Raw genomic sequence first — 14,079 nt, forward strand, 5'->3', positions numbered from 1 at the left:
TCTTCGCCAACGGAAACGGGGAGCCGGTCGAGATAACCGTCGACCGCGAGGGGACGGCGTAGAGAGGGTCGGACGCGGCGTGTGGAGAGTCGGACGCCGCTCGTCGGAAGCCCGACGCTCACTCGATGCCGTGCTCGATGCTCGGCTCCAGTTGGGTCTCCATGCAGGCGGTGTCCCAGACGGCCCACGTCTCGGCGATTCGGCCGCCGTCGAGACGGTGAATCACGATGCCGTCCACCTCGATGTGCTGGCCCGTCGGCTCGTAGTCGCCCCACCAGCCGTCGTGGGTGCCGCGTTGGGTCGCGCGGACGACCACGCGGTCGTCGGTGGCGATGAGGTCGTGAATCTCGACGGTGAGGTCGGGGAACGCCCGCCGCACCTCCCTCATGAACGCTTCGAACCCGTCGGGGCCGAACACGTCCGGCGAGGCGGGGTCGTGGCGGACGTAGTCGGTCGTCAGCAGTTCCTCGGCGACGGCGAGGTCACCCTCGCCGACGAGTTCGGTGAAGAACCGCCGGACGACGGCCTCGTTCTCCGCGGTCCGGTCGGCGTCGAGTACTGTCATGTGGTACCACCGTGCTCGTTCTACGCGTCCCGAGAGCATAAGTCGGCGCCGGGGACCGGTTCGTCCGGTGAGGGTCGTCCCGAGACGAACGACTTAGGCACGACCCGGTCCAAGCCCGGTCCATGTACGGGGTCGTCACGCGCAACGCCGGCGAGGTGGACTGGTCGACGTTCGAACGCGGCTTCTACGAGGTGAAAGACGTCACCGGTCGGCCGGCCGAGCCGTTGCCGAACGCCGTCAACATGGTGTCCTGCTTCGGCGACAACCGCGCCGCCGCCGACGACCCCGACCTCGTTCCGGTGAACGACGTCGGCGAGCCGGCGAACCGCGACCGCGACTACTTCGACTGGGCGTACGTCTGTCCGACTCACGAGGCCTACCGCGAGGGGCTCCTCGAAATCGTCGAGGACTGCGCCGAACAGAACGAGGACGTGCGCCTCGACGACGTCGGATTCCCCCGCGAGGGGTACTGTCGCTGTGACCGCTGCGAGCGGCTGTTCGCCGAGAGCGACGACGAGGACTGGTACGACTGGCGTGCCTCCGTCATCTCCGAGTTTGTCGCCGAGGCGGCCTCGCGGATTCCGGGCCGGACGTACCTCACGCTGTACCCCGACCCGTACCCGGGCCACCTCTACCGACGCGCCGGCCTCGACGTCGACGCCCTCGCCGAGCACGTCGACGAGTTCGTCGTCCCGCTGTACGACACCGCGTACGAGACGACCTACTGGCTGGAGACCGCCGCTCGCGGGTTCCAGAGTCTGCTCGGCTGGAAACCGGAGGGTCCGGGTGCCGACGGGGTCGCGGGCGTCCTCCCCTCGGGCGAGTCGGTCCGCGACGACGGCACCCCGTTCTCGGTCGAACTGTACGCCGTCGAGGTCGACATCGACGCCCTCGTCCACGCGACGGAGGTGGCCGAGGCGTACGCGAACGGCGTGTTCTTCGGCTACGACGCGAGCAACGCCGCCGCGGCGGTTCGCCGGAAGGACGCGGACCGCCGGGAGGGCGTGAGCCACGGGGAGCCCGGGGGCGGGGGCGGCGGCGACGGAGAGTAGTGTTCGGGACGCCCGGCCCGAGAGCCTCCCCGCTCAGCTCAACGGACCGTACGACAGCGCCCAGATGACCACGAAGCCGAGGGTCGCAACGAGAATCGCGAGGGCGAACAGCCCGTACATCAGTCGGCGCTGTCCCTTGGTGGGTTCCGCCATGTCGCGTACGTAGGTACGGTCGGGCTTATACTGTCGGCCTCGGAACCGTCGACCGAACTGTTTTGCCCCTGCACGAGCAATGCTAGCCCATGGCACAGGAACTGGCGGCGACCTCGCGCTGTCTCGGCTGTGGCTACAGGGCGCCTTCCGGGGTGGAGGAGTGGGACCACGTCGACTCCCCGCCGCTCGGCGAACTGACGCGCTGTCCGGAGTGCGGGTCGACGAACGTGACGACCGGCCGGTGAGGACGGCCGTCCGGGCGGCTCTCCGCGCCGCCTACCGCGTCGCCTACCGCGCCGTCAACCCGCCGTCGACCGGAATCGCGGCGCCGGTGACGAACGAGGCGTCGTCCGAACAGAGCCAGACGACGCTCGCCGCGATCTCCGCGGGGTCGGCCATACGACCGACCGGCTCCAGTTGCGTCATCGCCTCGGCCGCCGCCTCGTCGCCGCCCCCGTAACGCTCGACCATCGGCGTGTCGACGACGCCGGGACAGACGGCGTTGACGCGGACGCCTTCCGTCGCGTACTCCAACGCGGTCGTCCGCGTGAGGCCGACGACCCCGTGCTTGCTCGCGACGTACGGCGCGATGCCTTCGAACCCGACGAGCCCCGCGACCGACGCGACGTTGACCACCGCGCCGCCGCGCTCGAGCAGGTGTGGGAGGGCGTGTTTCGTCCCGTAGAACACCCCGGAGAGGTTGACCCCGAGGACGCGCGCCCAGTCGGCCGCGGTCTGCTCGCCGGTCGGTGCGTTCGTCCCCTCGACCCCGGCGTTGTTGACGACGAAGTCGAGCCCGCCGAACGCGTCGACCGCGGCCGCGACCGCGTCGGCGACGGCGTCCTCGTCGCTCACGTCGGCCGCGACGAACACGGCCTCACCGCCGACCTCCTCGATTCGGTCCACCGTCTCCGCGCCGCCCGTCTCGTCCACGTCGACACAACAGACCTTCGCACCCTCCGACGCGAACCGCCGTGCGATCTCCCGTCCGATACCGCTCCCGGCGCCCGTGACGAGCGCCACCGTTCCGTCGATTCCGTTCATCCTGTGCTCCTGTCGCGGTCGACTCGACTGTCGCCGCTACCGGAGGCTACGCGGCCGGCGAGTAAATCCGTCACCGCGATTCCCGGCCCCCGAGAGTCGCCCCAACCTCTGCGACCGTCCACAACGGACTTCCCCTCCCCCTGTGAACCACCGAGGTATGTCTACACAGCGCGTCATCGTCGACACCGACACGGCCGGCGACGACACGCAGGCGATTCTCCTGTCCGTCCTCTCGGAGCGAGCGACCGTCGAGGGGCTGACGATGGTCGCCGGCAACGTCGAGTTCGACAGGGAGGTCGAGAACGCGAAGTACACGCTCGAACTGGCGGACGCCGCCGACGACGTACCCGTCTACGAGGGCGCACGACAACCACTCCTGAAGGAGTACGAACACGCCGACTACGTCCACGGCGAGGGCGGCCTCGGGGGCGACCTCTTTCCCGAGACGGGAATCGACTCCGCCGAGGGGTTCGGTCCCGACTTCATCGTCGAGACCGCTCGCGACCACCCCGGGGAGGTGTCGTTGCTATGTATCGGCCCGCTGACCAACGTCGCGCTGGCGCTCCGGCGCGAGCCCGAGTTGAACGAGTTGCTCGACGAGGTGTGGGTGATGGGCGGGGCCGTAAACTGCGGCGGCAACGTCACGCCCGCCGCGGAGTACAACTTCTGGGTCGACCCGGACGCGGCGAAGGTCGCCCTCCGGGAGTTGGACGTCCACCTCGTCGACTGGGGGCTCTGTCTCGAGGCCTCGCTGATTCCGGGCGAGGACTTCGAGCGCATCCGCGGCTACGACACGGAGCTCTCGGAGTTTTTCCTCGAACTCGCCGGGCCCGTCCGCGAGTTCACCCGCGACGAACAGGGCGTCGACGGCGCCACCTCGCCGGACACGCTCGCGGCGGCCTGCATGCTCGCGCCCGAACTCCGCGAGGAGGTCGGCACCTACCACGCGGACGTGGACGAACGCGAGGGGTTGACCCGCGGGTACAGCACGGTCGACGTCGACGGCGTCACCGACGGGGAAGCACGCACGACGGTCGTTCACGAGGCCGACCACGACCTGTTCTTGGCGATGGTCGACGGGCTACTGGAGGAACGGGACCCGGACCGACCGCTCTGAGTTCGGGGCGCGGACCGACCGATTCGGCTCCGACCGGAGCGGACGGTTCGAACCCGGACCGAACTACGCCCCGTCCTTCCGTCGTTTGACGACCAGCACGACCAGGACGACGAGGGCGATAATCGGCGACAGCAGCGTCAGGATAATCGAGAGCGCGTGGAGCAGGTCCCACACCGCGTAGGCGACCCCCTCGGTGAACTTGCTCACGACCCCGACGGCTCCTCGGCCGGGCGGCTCTCCCGACGGTAGGCTCGGACGGCGTCCTCGCAGGCCCGCATGGCCTCGTAGCGCTCCGACTCGTCGAGCGAGACGGTCTCGACGACGTGCCAGCCGGCGTCACGCACCAACGCCTTCACCCAGCGGTCGGTGCCGAGCAACAGCGCCTCCGTCGCCCCCTCGTTTGCGTCCGCGGCGTTCTCCCCGGGGTCGACGGCGACGGCCAGTTCGACGCTGTTCGCGCGATTCAGCTTCGCGACCTCGCCGTCGGTGAGCGGTCGGTCCGGCAGCGAGTCGAGGATGCTCATGCTCTCGGGTTCGTCGGCCCAGGAGTTGACCCTTCCGACGGCCGTCGACGTGTCCGACGGCCGCCGTGGGTGCCGGGAGTCTCGCGATATCCCACCGATACCTCGTCGACACCCCGACGAAGTCGAAAAGCTTCTTTCGCGCGCCCCGCCACGGGAGGACATGTCGCGTCGCGCCGCCGACCGTCTCGACCGGGTCGTCGACACCGCCGAGCGTGCCGTCGACGGCCGGGTCGACCGCACGACCGCCGCGGTCGTCGGCCTCGCCGCCCTCGCGCTCCTCCTCCGACTCGTCGACCTGGGGGGCCGGCCCTTCCACTGGGGGGAGGGTCGCGTCGGCTACTGGACGCTTCGCTACCTCGAGACCGGCGCCTTCGAGTACCGCCCCGTCGCCGGCGGGCCGCTCCTCTACATCGTCGACCGGTGGGTGTTCGCGCTCCTCGGCGCGAGCGACGCGAGCGCCCGGCTCGTCGTCGCGCTCGTCGGCGGCCTCCTCCCGCTCGCGGCCCTGCTCTACCGTCACCGGCTCCGCGACGACGAGACCGTCGTCCTCGCGGTCGTCCTCGCGGTCAGTCCGACGCTCGTCTACTACTCCCGGGCGCTCCGGGGCGACGTGCCCCTCGCCGCGTTCGCCTTCGTCGCCGTCGGCGCGGTCCTGTACGCGCTCGACCGCGGGGAGGAACGGGCGCTCTACCCCGCCGCCGTCGCGGCGGGACTCGCCTTCGCCGCGAGCGGGTTCGTCGTCACGACGCTCGTCTGCGTCCTCCTCGCCGCGGTCCTCGTCGTCGACCACGCCCGAGTCGCCCGCGCGGGTCGGGCCGCGACGGTCGACCGCGCCGAGGCCGCCGCCCGACGACTCGACGACTGGGTGACGCCGGCCGCCCGGTCGTTCCTGCTGTTCGTGGGTGTCTGGGTCGTCTTCTACGCGCCGCGGTCGGCCCCCGGCGAAGGATTCGACCTCGCCGACCCCGTCGGGTGGCTTCGGGCGCTGGAGGCGACGCTCGTCGTCCCCGTCCAGCGTTTCGTCGGCGTCCGAGTCGACAACCGGCTCCGCACCGGCGCCGGACACCCGCTTCTCGACTTCCTGATGGGGTACGCCGACCTGCTGGCGACGCTCGCACTCCCGACGCTCGGCCTCGCCGTCGGCGCCTTCTTCTACGACCGGTATCGGCCGGGGACGCGCCCGCTGGTCGCCTTCTGCTCGTTCTGGGCGGGGCTGTCGCTGTTTTTCTTCCCGGTGACGGCCGAACAGCTCGCGCCGTGGGTCGTGGTGCACACCCTCGTCCCGCTCTCGGTGCCGGCCGCCGTCGGCGCCGCGGCGCTCCTCCGGTTCGGTCGCCGCGCGGCCGGCGACCGGGACGCCGGGCGGACGCTCGTCGCGACACTGCTCGTCGTCGGCGTCCTGCTCCACGTCGGCAGCGTCGCGGCGTGGGGGACCTACGGCCCCAGCGACCGGGACAACCACCTCGCCCAGTACGGCCAGCCGGCGGACGACCTCGACCCGCTCGTCGCGAACGCTTCGGCCGCCATCGAAGGGAACGACGCTGTCGACGTGGTGTACGTCGGCGAGGCGTACTACACCAGCCCGAACGACCCCCGACAGCCGCCCGTCGGGACGGCGTGGGGGAACCGCCTGCCGCTCCCGTGGTACTTCGAGCGGATGGGCGCCGAGACCGCGAGCGTCCGCGCCCCCGGAGAACTGTCGTCGTCGCCGCCGGTCGTCGTCGCCGAGCCACAGTACGCGGACGACCTACGGGAGCCGCTGTCGGAGTACCGTGTCGACCGCTATCGGCTGGGGCTCTGGAACCGCGAGGTCGTGGTGTTCACGCGGCGGTAGCGCCCGGGGGCAGACGGCGTGGCGCCGCGCGCGGCCGCCAATCGCCGAGACGTAGGCCCCGTACTCTCGACAACGCGTCGTCGGAGGGCGCCTCCGTGGGCCCGGAGTCCCGCCCGTTGGAGTCGATACGGTCGGCGTCACCGTCACGAGGGACCCGCTCTTCGTCCCCTGGGCGGGCCTGGTTCCGGCGCCCGGGCCCGATTCTGACTCCTGGGCCTGGTTCTGACTCCTGGCCCCGACTCTGGCCGGAATCCGCGTGCAGTTCCACGCACACGCCGGTCGAGGACGGAATCGAGGAGAGAACGGAGAGAGAAGAAGAAGCGGTCAGCGAGACCGCACGGCGAGCGAGCGTCTTACCGGAAGCCCATCGCTTCGATCTGCTCTTGATAGCGATTGCGGATGGTGACCTCCGTCACCTGCGCCACGTCGGCGACCTCGCGCTGGGTCTTCTTCTCGTTGCAGAGCAGGGAGGCGGCGTAGATGGCGGCGGCGGCGAAGCCGGTCGGGGACTTGCCGGAGAGCAGGCCCTGCTCGGCCGAGACGTCGATGATTTCGGTCGCCTTCGCCTGCACCTCCTCGCTGAGGCCGAGGGCGGAGGCGAAGCGGGGGACGAACTGCTTTGGGTCGACGGGTTTCAGCTCGAGGCCGAGCTCCTGGGAGATGTAGCGGTAGGTGCGGCCAATCTCCTTCTGCGGGACGCGCGAGACCTCCGCGACCTCGTCGAGGCTCCGCGGGATGCCCTCCTGTCGGCACGCCGCGTACAGCGCGCTGGTGGCGACGCCCTCGATGGAGCGCCCGCGGATGAGGTCCTCGTTGAGCGCGCGGCGGTAGATGACCGAGGCGACCTCGCGGACCGAGCGCGGCACGCCGAGCGCGGAGGCCATCCGGTCGATTTCGGAGAGCGCGAACTGGAGGTTGCGTTCGCCGGCGTCCTTCGTGCGGATGCGCTCCTGCCACTTGCGCAGGCGGTGCATCTGCGAGCGCTTCTCCGACGACAGGGACCGACCGTAGGCGTCCTTGTCCTTCCAGTCGATGGTCGTCGTCAGCCCGCGGTCGTGCATCGTCTCGGTGATGGGCGCCCCGACACGCGACTTCGACTGGCGCTCGGAGTGGTTGAACGCGCGCCACTCGGGTCCGCGGTCGATGGTCTGCTCGTCGAGCACGAGTCCGCAGTCGTCACAGACGAGTTCCCCCTGGTCCGCGTCCGTGATGACCTCGGAGGACCCACACTCCGGACAGTCGACCGACTCGTCCTGCTGTGTCTCCGGCTCCGTCTCCGTGGCTCGCTGGCGCTGACGGGTTGGACGCTCCATATAAACCTTGTGGGTGGGGGAAGGTTTAAACCTTTGTAACAGTCGCCATTTAGATACTTTCTGTTCGATTCTTGCCGAGTAGAGGAGAAAGGAAGCCATAGGGCGGTGAAAACCGGCTCTTCGATGAGATGAACCTGAATCTATCTGTTCGCGTCCGCTACCTGTCTGACGCCTGTCGACGTCGAACCGTGACGACCCGGACGCGGGCGTTTTCGTATAACCACTGTGCATTCACGAAGACTTTTGTATTACCAAAGTATATCCCCTGACACGCCATGAGCACCACCCACGTCCCGGACGCCGAGGCCCCCGTCGGCTGTCGCCGTGCCCAAGTCACCCCCGTCGAGATAGCGGCGACGGACCTCGAGTCGACCGCGGCCGACTACCTCCGGTCGCTGAAGGCCGAACTCGGAGCGGACGGCTACCAGCCGGCGGCCGTCCGTGCGAGCGCGGCGTTCGAGACCGACTGCTCGCTCGCGACCCAGCGCGAGGTCGACCGCCTGCGCGACTTCGTCGCCGCGGCCGCCCTCCTCGGCGCCGGACGACTCACCGTCGAGGTGGAGGACGCGACGTGTGACGCCGCGAAACTCACGCCCGCGCTCCGGGCGCTGGCGGAACGCGCCGGCCGCGAGGGCGTCCGACTGACGGTGGAGGGGGACGCGGACGTGAACCTCGACTTCGACCGGGACCGCCCGAACGCGTCACAGTCGGCTCGATAATGGCCAGCAAGCGGGCGCTGGAGGGTCGACTCGCGGTCGTCGCCGGCTTCGAGGACCCGCGTGCGTCCCTCGAACAGTACCCGACGCCGCCGGACGTCGCCGCCCACCTCGTCCACCTCGCCGACCTCCACGGCGACGTGGACGGCCGGACCGTCGTCGACCTCGGGGCGGGGACCGGGATGCTCGCCCTCGGCGCCGCTCTCCGAGGGCCCGCCCGGGTCGTCGGCGTCGAACTCGACCGTGCCGCCCTCGAGACGGCACGCGAGAACGAGCGTCGGGTCGGGTCGATGACGCCCGTCCACTGGGTGCAGGCCGACGCCACCCGGCCGCCGCTCGCCATCGACGAGCCGACGACCGTGCTGATGAACCCGCCCTTCGGCGCTCAGGACGGCGCCCGCGGGGCGGACCGCGCGTTCCTCCTCGCGGCCGCCGACCTCGCCGCTGTCTCTTACTCGGTCCACAACGCCGGGAGCCGCGAGTTCGTCGAGGCGCTCGTCGCCGACGAGGGGGGCGAGGTCACCCACGCGTTCGCCGTCGACTTCGCGGTCGACCACCAGTTCGACTTCCACGAGTCGGAGCGCCGCGAACTGGAGACGGAAGTGTACCGCATCGAGTGGGGCTGACCGGTCCGACCGTGCCGACGGTCGAACGACGCCGACCGTCGAGTGACGCCGACGGTCGACCGTGTCGACTGCCGGGAGAGGGTCGGACGGTGGGCGGCCGACGGATTCGATGGTCGACGGTCGACGGCCGACGAACTCAACGGCCGACGGATTCGATGGCCGATGGGGTCGACGACCGACGGACTCGGTAGTCGGTGACGAGCCTGCGACTACCGATACTTCTCGGCCTTCGCGACCCGCACCCGTGTCTCGCCGCGGGTCGCGACCAGCCGCTTTCCCTCGTGTGTGAGCGTCAGCCCTTCGAGCGTCACCGACTCGTTCTTCGCCGGCATGGGTGCCCGTGCGGACTCCTCGCCGTGTCTGACGACGAGGAGGAACCGGTTACGCTCGGCGACGACTGTCACGTTCCGCCCGTCGACGACGGGTTCCGCGGTCGCCGGCGAGGAGGTGTACACCGGCACCTCGCGGCCGCGGGCGGAGAGGTTCACGCGGTAGACGGGGTCGGCGCCGGCCGGGACCCAGCCGGAGCGCTTCGCGACGACCCGTTCGCGCCAGCCGACCCCGCCGAGGCGGACCGGCGCCGACCCGGTGAACGCGAGCCGCGACTTCTTGACGGCGGTGAACCAGATGCCGCGCTCGCGGCTCCGGACGATGACGCCGGAGGTGTTCACCGTCGTCGTCTCGCCGAACGCCTCCACGTCGACGACGGAGACCATCGCGTTCTGGACGTTCTCGGCGTAGGTCACCTCGTAGTCGTTCACCTTCACGGCCCGGTTGGGGAGGTCGTCGTCGGCGACGGTGAGCAGGTTGACGCCGACGGCGGGACCGGCCATCGCCGCCGTCGAGAGCACGAGGACGCTCATCGCGGCCTGTTTCCCCGTGAGCGTCCCGAGGGACGCCCGGGCGGACCCGCCGGAGCCGGACCCCCATCCCGGGACGGAGACGTTCTGAAACAGCCGCCGACCGTCGGCGGTCGCCGCCGCGGTGACGACGGCGGCGAGCAGGGTGACGAGTGCCAACCCGCCCGCCCGGTAGAGGACGAAGGTACCGCTCCCCCGGAACCAGTACACCGCCCAGAACGACTGCGAGACCGTAAACAGGAGCGCACCGGTGAACAGCCGGAGCGCCGACGGGAAGGAATCCCCCCGGCGGTCGGCGAGCCACAGTGCGAACAGCGCGCCGAGGAGGAAACCGAGTGCGTGCCCCTGGAGCGCGATGTCGGCGAACCACGGCGTCGAGAACACCGGCTGGCTGGAGAATGTGGAGACGGGTCGGACGAACGCCCCCCAGGTGAGGTCGAGCACGCGTCCGGCGACGAACGCCAACACCGTCGCGTACGGGTAGTACAGGAGTGCGAACCCGGCGAAGGCGTACACGACGCCCGAGAACCCGATGACGGGGCCGAGCCCGAACAGGGAGGTGAGTACGCCGACGACGAGCACGACCGTCGGGAAGACGACGAACGCCCGGACGTAGGGGTTCGCGTGCCACGCCCCGAACGACGAGGCGCCGCGCTTGCGAGGGAAGTGTCCGAAGGCGTACTCGGCGACGACGGCGAAAGTGACCGTCCCGACGAGGTTGCCGACGAGGTGACCCGGCCCGGAGTGTGCGAACGCGGACGTCAACATCCCGGTCGGGTAGAAGAACGACCACGCGGTGAACGGAATCACCGTCGGTGCGAACCAGTGGTCGAGGCCGTCCTGTAGCGTGAGATACACCGTCAGGACGAACGCGACGGTGAGGAGCGTCCCCCACGGCACGCCGAAGAGAAAGCGCGACCGGAGCCGGTGGCTCCACTCGCCGTCGGGGCGGTCGAGCCGGTGCACCAGGGCCAGCGCCAGGACGAACGCGGCGACGACGGCGAGCTGCTGGAGCGGGAGCCAGTCGGGTACCGCGACCATGTGTTTCCCTACCACCGCGGCGTCTTGAACTCGCTGGTAGTCGGCCGCCGTCGACCCTCGGCGTGGCCCGCCGAAGGGGGTCGGCCCGCTCGGAGCGGACCGGGCGAGTCCGGCCGCACCGCGGCGAGAACGCGGCGCCGTGGCTCACGGAACGCCGGTCGGGGGGCGGAATCGGGAAACGGGTCCGGGTTACAGCTTCGACTCGGCGTCGTCGGCGAGTTCCTGCATCCGCTTGCCGACGCGGCCGGCGTTCGAGAACTCGTCGTCGCTCATCGCCGTCGCGAGGGCGTTACCGAGGACGAAGACGGCGTGCTTGTGTTCGCTCTTCGACTTGTGGACGTGCGAGGGGTCGACGGCCAACTGCTCGTACGGCTCGAACAGAGCCGAGTCGACCTCCTCCCGGGAGCGGAAATGCTCCATGATGACGACCATCTGTTCGTGGAGCTCCAGCAGTTCGTCCTTGTGCATACCCGCCCGTATGCACGTCCTCCCTTTAAGAATTACTTGCGCCCCGGTCACACGTCGCGACGGGCCCGTCCTCGAAGGTCTCAGAAGACGTACTCGTCCTCGTGGCCCATCATCCCGTCGTCCTCGAACCCGGGCTCGTTGTCGTCGTCCATCGGTCCGCTCGTCTTGTACGCCTTCATCCCCGTCGAGAGCAACTCCTCGACCGCGTCCTCGCGGTCGACGAACTCCCCCTGCTCGACCATCTGGGCGATCCGCATCTCGAGGTGTTCGGGGACGGTGATTTCGACTTTCGGCATCTGAACGGGCGTGGCTTTGAAGAGGGCACATTTAAAACTACCGGGGCGGTTCTCGCGCTGTCGGAGCTTTTGATTTACTCGATAGAAATCGGTTTTCTGTTCGGCAACCTAATTTTCCGTCACGGCGAACTCGACGCCGGCCGGGGACGGAGGGGCTCTCCTGCTCTCCGCCCGTTTCTCCACCGCCCGGACGCTCACACCCGAGTTCTCTCGTTTCCGCCGTCTCTTACGCCCCGGCCGTCTCGGTCCCGACCACACCCAAGTCGACACCGATAGGTGACCGCAGACGTTGGGTTCGGTATGGTAACCGACGTCACCGGTCTGTACGAGGAGTTCGGCGACGAGCGCCTCCCGCCGGGACAACGACTGACGGAGCGGTTCCCGGTCCTCTCGAAGAGCGGGACGCCGTCGTGGGACCGCGACTCGTGGACGTTCGACGCCTGGGGAGCGGTCGAGAACGAGCTCTCGCTCTCCTTCGAGGAGTTCACCGACCTCCCCAGCGAGACCCAGCGCCAGGACTTTCACTGCGTGACGGGCTGGAGCAAGTTCGACTGTGCGTTCACCGGCGTCACCTTCCCGACGCTCGCCGACCGGGTCGGCGTCGACCCCGACGCCGTCCACGTCATGTTCCACGCGATGGACGGGTACACGACGAACCTCCCGCTCGAGGACTGCGCGCGCGACGAGGTGCTGTTCGTCTACGAGTACGACGGTGAGCCCCTCCCCGCCGACCACGGCGGCCCGCTCCGGGTCGTCACCCCACACAAGTACGCCTACAAGGGCGCGAAGTGGGTGAACGGCGTCGAGTTCCTCACCGACCCCGAGCGGGGGTACTGGGAGAAGCGGGGCTACTCGAACACGGCGAACCCGTGGGACGAGGAGCGCTACAGTTAGTCCGAACGGGACGGCGAATCGCCCGACGGGACTCCTCGGTCGGGGAGGGCTTTTATCCTCGGGGACAGTACCTCGTGACATGATTTCACTCGACGATGCGGTCACCGCCCGGCTCGAATCACACGGTGCGCGCTTCGAGGTGCTCATCGACCCCGACGCGGCGCTCGCGATGAAACGCGGCGAGTTCGACGGCGACCTCCAGGACGTCATCGCAGCCGAGGACGTGTTCGAGGACGCCTCCCGCGGCGACCGACCCGCCGAGGAGGACCTCAAGAAGGTGTTCGACACCACCGACCCCCTCGAAATCATCCCCGAAGTGGTCGAACGCGGGGAGATTCAGATCACGGCCGAGCAGCGCCGCGAGATGCAGGAGCAGAAGCGAAAGCAGCTCATCAACACCATCGCGCGCAACGCGGTGAACCCGCAGATGGACGACGCCCCGCACCCGCCCGACCGCATCGAACGCGCGCTCGAACAGGCCGGCTTCCGCGTCGACCCGATGGAGCAGGTCGAGACCCAGGTCGACGACGCGCTCGACGCCCTTCGCCCGGTGCTCCCCATCCGCTTCGCCGAGATCACCGTCGCGGTCAACATCCCGGCGCAGTACGCCGGCAAGGCGCAGGCGCGGGTGCGGAGCTTCGGCGACCTCGAGCGCGAGGAGTGGCAGGCCGACGGCTCGTGGGTCGGGGTAATGACGTTCCCCGCCGGGATGCAGAACGACTTCTACGACCTCGTGAACGAGCACACCAGCGGCGAGGCCGAGACGCGAATCATCAAAGACGAGGACGAGATCGGCACGCGGTAGGCCGGCGGTCCGATTCTGCGACGGCGGCCCGCTCGGCTGGCTGATGGCCGGCCTCGTCTCGGGAAGCCTTCTGACACCTCTCGCGGGCGACGTCGGACTCGTCGTCTACGCCGCGCCGTAGAGCGTGAAGACGCACGTCGAGGCGGGTCGACGGGTGTCTCGACGACGAGAACATCGAAGCGGCCGCCGTACGGGTGAGACGGAAGAACGGACCGAACTGAGCGACCGTCGCCGACTACCCCTTCTTGAAGCCGACGAGGAAGCCGGCGGTGAACCCGCCCGAGATGGAGAGCGTCGAGAGGATGGTCATCACCCAGTCCGGCGGGGCACCGTTGGTGGCCTGCTGGCTGGTCTTCACGAACCCGGCGGTCAGTCGCTCCCAGTCCACCGAGAGAATCTCCCGGGACTCGAGGAACTTGAACAGCGCGAGTTCGAGCCCGACGATGACTGCGACGAGCTTCGCGACCTTCTTCGCCGCGAAGCCGACGATTCCGCCCACCACGGCGCCCGACCCGGCCTCGATACCGAGTTGGCGCACGTCGACGAGCTGGAGAGGCACCTCTAGCATAGTCGAGGGTATGTCGATTCAAAATAAATTCTTTTCGCCTGATGTCTGACGGGCGTCGGACCGGTCGGTGAGCGTCGCTGGCTCACGGCTTCGCCGTTCGCCTCTCCGAGGTGTTCGCTGCGCTCGCACCTCGTATCCGTTCGCCGAGGACGCCGAGAACACGGTCGCTAACGCTCCCTGCTCCCGGCTCGCTGCTCTGCCGA

The 14,079-nt window shown here is 69.3% G+C and carries 17 protein-coding genes; 8 read left to right on the forward strand and 9 right to left on the reverse strand.

The window, feature by feature from the left end; genetic code table 11:
* Positions 1–118 precede the first annotated feature (118 nt).
* On the reverse strand, positions 119–565 hold the full coding sequence (locus tag N5095_RS19835) for an ester cyclase (protein WP_267624910.1): 447 nt from the start codon (positions 563–565) through the stop codon (positions 119–121).
* 122 nt (positions 566–687) lie between these two features.
* Here N5095_RS19835 and N5095_RS19840 point away from each other — a divergent pair, with 122 nt between their 5' ends.
* The gene (locus N5095_RS19840; RefSeq protein WP_267624911.1) at positions 688–1,617 is read left to right on the forward strand and encodes a hypothetical protein; all 930 of its coding nucleotides are present in this window, start codon (positions 688–690) and stop codon (positions 1,615–1,617) included.
* 242 nt (positions 1,618–1,859) lie between these two features.
* The gene (locus N5095_RS19845) at positions 1,860–2,015 is read left to right on the forward strand and encodes a hypothetical protein (protein ID WP_267624912.1); all 156 of its coding nucleotides are present in this window, start codon (positions 1,860–1,862) and stop codon (positions 2,013–2,015) included.
* Between the two features lie 43 nt (positions 2,016–2,058).
* On the opposite strand, the gene N5095_RS19850 is transcribed toward N5095_RS19845, so the two are convergent.
* The gene (locus N5095_RS19850; protein WP_267624913.1) at positions 2,059–2,814 is read right to left on the reverse strand and encodes an SDR family NAD(P)-dependent oxidoreductase; all 756 of its coding nucleotides are present in this window, start codon (positions 2,812–2,814) and stop codon (positions 2,059–2,061) included.
* A gap of 157 nt (positions 2,815–2,971) precedes the next feature.
* Between N5095_RS19850 and N5095_RS19855 the strand changes: the two genes are divergently transcribed.
* The gene (locus N5095_RS19855) at positions 2,972–3,931 is read left to right on the forward strand and encodes a nucleoside hydrolase (RefSeq protein ID WP_267624914.1); all 960 of its coding nucleotides are present in this window, start codon (positions 2,972–2,974) and stop codon (positions 3,929–3,931) included.
* Positions 3,932–3,994: 63 nt separating this feature from the next.
* Here N5095_RS19855 and N5095_RS19860 read toward each other — a convergent pair whose 3' ends face one another.
* Positions 3,995–4,138: a hypothetical protein gene (locus N5095_RS19860; RefSeq protein WP_267624915.1), complete on the reverse strand. Its 144-nt coding sequence runs from the start codon at positions 4,136–4,138 to the stop codon at positions 3,995–3,997.
* On the reverse strand, positions 4,135–4,455 hold the full coding sequence (locus tag N5095_RS19865; protein ID WP_267624916.1) for a DUF7964 domain-containing protein: 321 nt from the start codon (positions 4,453–4,455) through the stop codon (positions 4,135–4,137). The genes N5095_RS19860 and N5095_RS19865 overlap by 4 nt, the downstream gene beginning before the upstream one ends.
* A 160-nt stretch (positions 4,456–4,615) precedes the next feature.
* Here N5095_RS19865 and N5095_RS19870 point away from each other — a divergent pair, with 160 nt between their 5' ends.
* Positions 4,616–6,289, forward strand: a complete 1,674-nt coding sequence (locus N5095_RS19870; RefSeq protein WP_267624917.1) for a flippase activity-associated protein Agl23 — start codon at positions 4,616–4,618, stop codon at positions 6,287–6,289.
* 353 nt (positions 6,290–6,642) lie between these two features.
* Here N5095_RS19870 and N5095_RS19875 read toward each other — a convergent pair whose 3' ends face one another.
* A complete protein-coding gene (locus N5095_RS19875) occupies positions 6,643–7,602 on the reverse strand; it encodes a transcription initiation factor IIB (RefSeq protein WP_267624918.1) in 960 nt (319 codons plus the stop codon).
* 275 nt (positions 7,603–7,877) lie between these two features.
* On the opposite strand from N5095_RS19875, the gene N5095_RS19880 reads away from it, so the two are divergent.
* The gene (locus tag N5095_RS19880; RefSeq protein WP_267624919.1) at positions 7,878–8,321 is read left to right on the forward strand and encodes a DUF7961 family protein; all 444 of its coding nucleotides are present in this window, start codon (positions 7,878–7,880) and stop codon (positions 8,319–8,321) included.
* Entirely contained in the window at positions 8,321–8,944 is a 624-nt protein-coding gene (locus N5095_RS19885; protein ID WP_267624920.1) for an METTL5 family protein, read from the forward strand. The genes N5095_RS19880 and N5095_RS19885 overlap by 1 nt, the downstream gene beginning before the upstream one ends.
* A 209-nt stretch (positions 8,945–9,153) precedes the next feature.
* On the opposite strand, the gene N5095_RS19890 is transcribed toward N5095_RS19885, so the two are convergent.
* The 3 genes from N5095_RS19890 to N5095_RS19900 all read right to left on the reverse strand — a co-directional run bounded on the left by N5095_RS19890 (position 9,154) and on the right by N5095_RS19900 (position 11,609).
* Entirely contained in the window at positions 9,154–10,845 is a 1,692-nt protein-coding gene (locus N5095_RS19890; protein ID WP_267624921.1) for a rhomboid family intramembrane serine protease, read from the reverse strand.
* A 189-nt stretch (positions 10,846–11,034) separates the two neighbouring features.
* The gene (locus tag N5095_RS19895; RefSeq protein ID WP_267624922.1) at positions 11,035–11,313 is read right to left on the reverse strand and encodes a UPF0058 family protein; all 279 of its coding nucleotides are present in this window, start codon (positions 11,311–11,313) and stop codon (positions 11,035–11,037) included.
* A gap of 80 nt (positions 11,314–11,393) precedes the next feature.
* Positions 11,394–11,609 carry a DUF7120 family protein gene (locus N5095_RS19900; protein WP_267624923.1) on the reverse strand — a complete coding sequence of 72 codons (216 nt, stop codon included), beginning with the start codon at positions 11,607–11,609 and terminating at the stop codon, positions 11,394–11,396.
* Between the two features lie 300 nt (positions 11,610–11,909).
* Here N5095_RS19900 and N5095_RS19905 point away from each other — a divergent pair, with 300 nt between their 5' ends.
* Positions 11,910–12,503, forward strand: a complete 594-nt coding sequence (locus N5095_RS19905; RefSeq protein ID WP_267624924.1) for a sulfite oxidase-like oxidoreductase — start codon at positions 11,910–11,912, stop codon at positions 12,501–12,503.
* Between the two features lie 79 nt (positions 12,504–12,582).
* Positions 12,583–13,308 (forward strand): ribosome assembly factor SBDS, encoded by a 726-nt coding sequence (locus tag N5095_RS19910; protein ID WP_267624925.1) that lies wholly within the window; start codon positions 12,583–12,585, stop codon positions 13,306–13,308.
* A 235-nt stretch (positions 13,309–13,543) separates the two neighbouring features.
* On the opposite strand, the gene N5095_RS19915 is transcribed toward N5095_RS19910, so the two are convergent.
* On the reverse strand, positions 13,544–13,876 hold the full coding sequence (locus tag N5095_RS19915) for an FUN14 domain-containing protein (protein WP_267624926.1): 333 nt from the start codon (positions 13,874–13,876) through the stop codon (positions 13,544–13,546).
* Positions 13,877–14,079 lie beyond the last annotated feature (203 nt).

Source organism: Halobium salinum, from assembly GCF_026586625.1.
Classification (GTDB): domain Archaea; phylum Halobacteriota; class Halobacteria; order Halobacteriales; family Haloferacaceae; genus Halobium; species Halobium salinum.

What these genes read in the sequence shown, in the direction of transcription:
- N5095_RS19890 (WP_267624921.1), bottom strand. Translation starts at nt 10,845, where the DNA reads ATGGTCGCGGTACCCGACTGGCTCCCGCTCCAGCAGCTCGCCGTCGTC.
- N5095_RS19885 (WP_267624920.1), top strand. Translation starts at nt 8,321, where the DNA reads ATGGCCAGCAAGCGGGCGCTGGAGGGTCGACTCGCGGTCGTCGCCGGC.
- N5095_RS19915 (WP_267624926.1), bottom strand. Translation starts at nt 13,876, where the DNA reads ATGCTAGAGGTGCCTCTCCAGCTCGTCGACGTGCGCCAACTCGGTATC.
- N5095_RS19840 (WP_267624911.1), top strand. Translation starts at nt 688, where the DNA reads ATGTACGGGGTCGTCACGCGCAACGCCGGCGAGGTGGACTGGTCGACG.
- N5095_RS19865 (WP_267624916.1), bottom strand. Translation starts at nt 4,455, where the DNA reads ATGAGCATCCTCGACTCGCTGCCGGACCGACCGCTCACCGACGGCGAG.
- N5095_RS19895 (WP_267624922.1), bottom strand. Translation starts at nt 11,313, where the DNA reads ATGCACAAGGACGAACTGCTGGAGCTCCACGAACAGATGGTCGTCATC.
- N5095_RS19910 (WP_267624925.1), top strand. Translation starts at nt 12,583, where the DNA reads ATGATTTCACTCGACGATGCGGTCACCGCCCGGCTCGAATCACACGGT.
- N5095_RS19855 (WP_267624914.1), top strand. Translation starts at nt 2,972, where the DNA reads ATGTCTACACAGCGCGTCATCGTCGACACCGACACGGCCGGCGACGAC.
- N5095_RS19905 (WP_267624924.1), top strand. Translation starts at nt 11,910, where the DNA reads ATGGTAACCGACGTCACCGGTCTGTACGAGGAGTTCGGCGACGAGCGC.
- N5095_RS19880 (WP_267624919.1), top strand. Translation starts at nt 7,878, where the DNA reads ATGAGCACCACCCACGTCCCGGACGCCGAGGCCCCCGTCGGCTGTCGC.
- N5095_RS19835 (WP_267624910.1), bottom strand. Translation starts at nt 565, where the DNA reads ATGACAGTACTCGACGCCGACCGGACCGCGGAGAACGAGGCCGTCGTC.
- N5095_RS19900 (WP_267624923.1), bottom strand. Translation starts at nt 11,609, where the DNA reads ATGCCGAAAGTCGAAATCACCGTCCCCGAACACCTCGAGATGCGGATC.
- N5095_RS19850 (WP_267624913.1), bottom strand. Translation starts at nt 2,814, where the DNA reads ATGAACGGAATCGACGGAACGGTGGCGCTCGTCACGGGCGCCGGGAGC.
- N5095_RS19870 (WP_267624917.1), top strand. Translation starts at nt 4,616, where the DNA reads ATGTCGCGTCGCGCCGCCGACCGTCTCGACCGGGTCGTCGACACCGCC.
- N5095_RS19845 (WP_267624912.1), top strand. Translation starts at nt 1,860, where the DNA reads ATGGCACAGGAACTGGCGGCGACCTCGCGCTGTCTCGGCTGTGGCTAC.
- N5095_RS19875 (WP_267624918.1), bottom strand. Translation starts at nt 7,602, where the DNA reads ATGGAGCGTCCAACCCGTCAGCGCCAGCGAGCCACGGAGACGGAGCCG.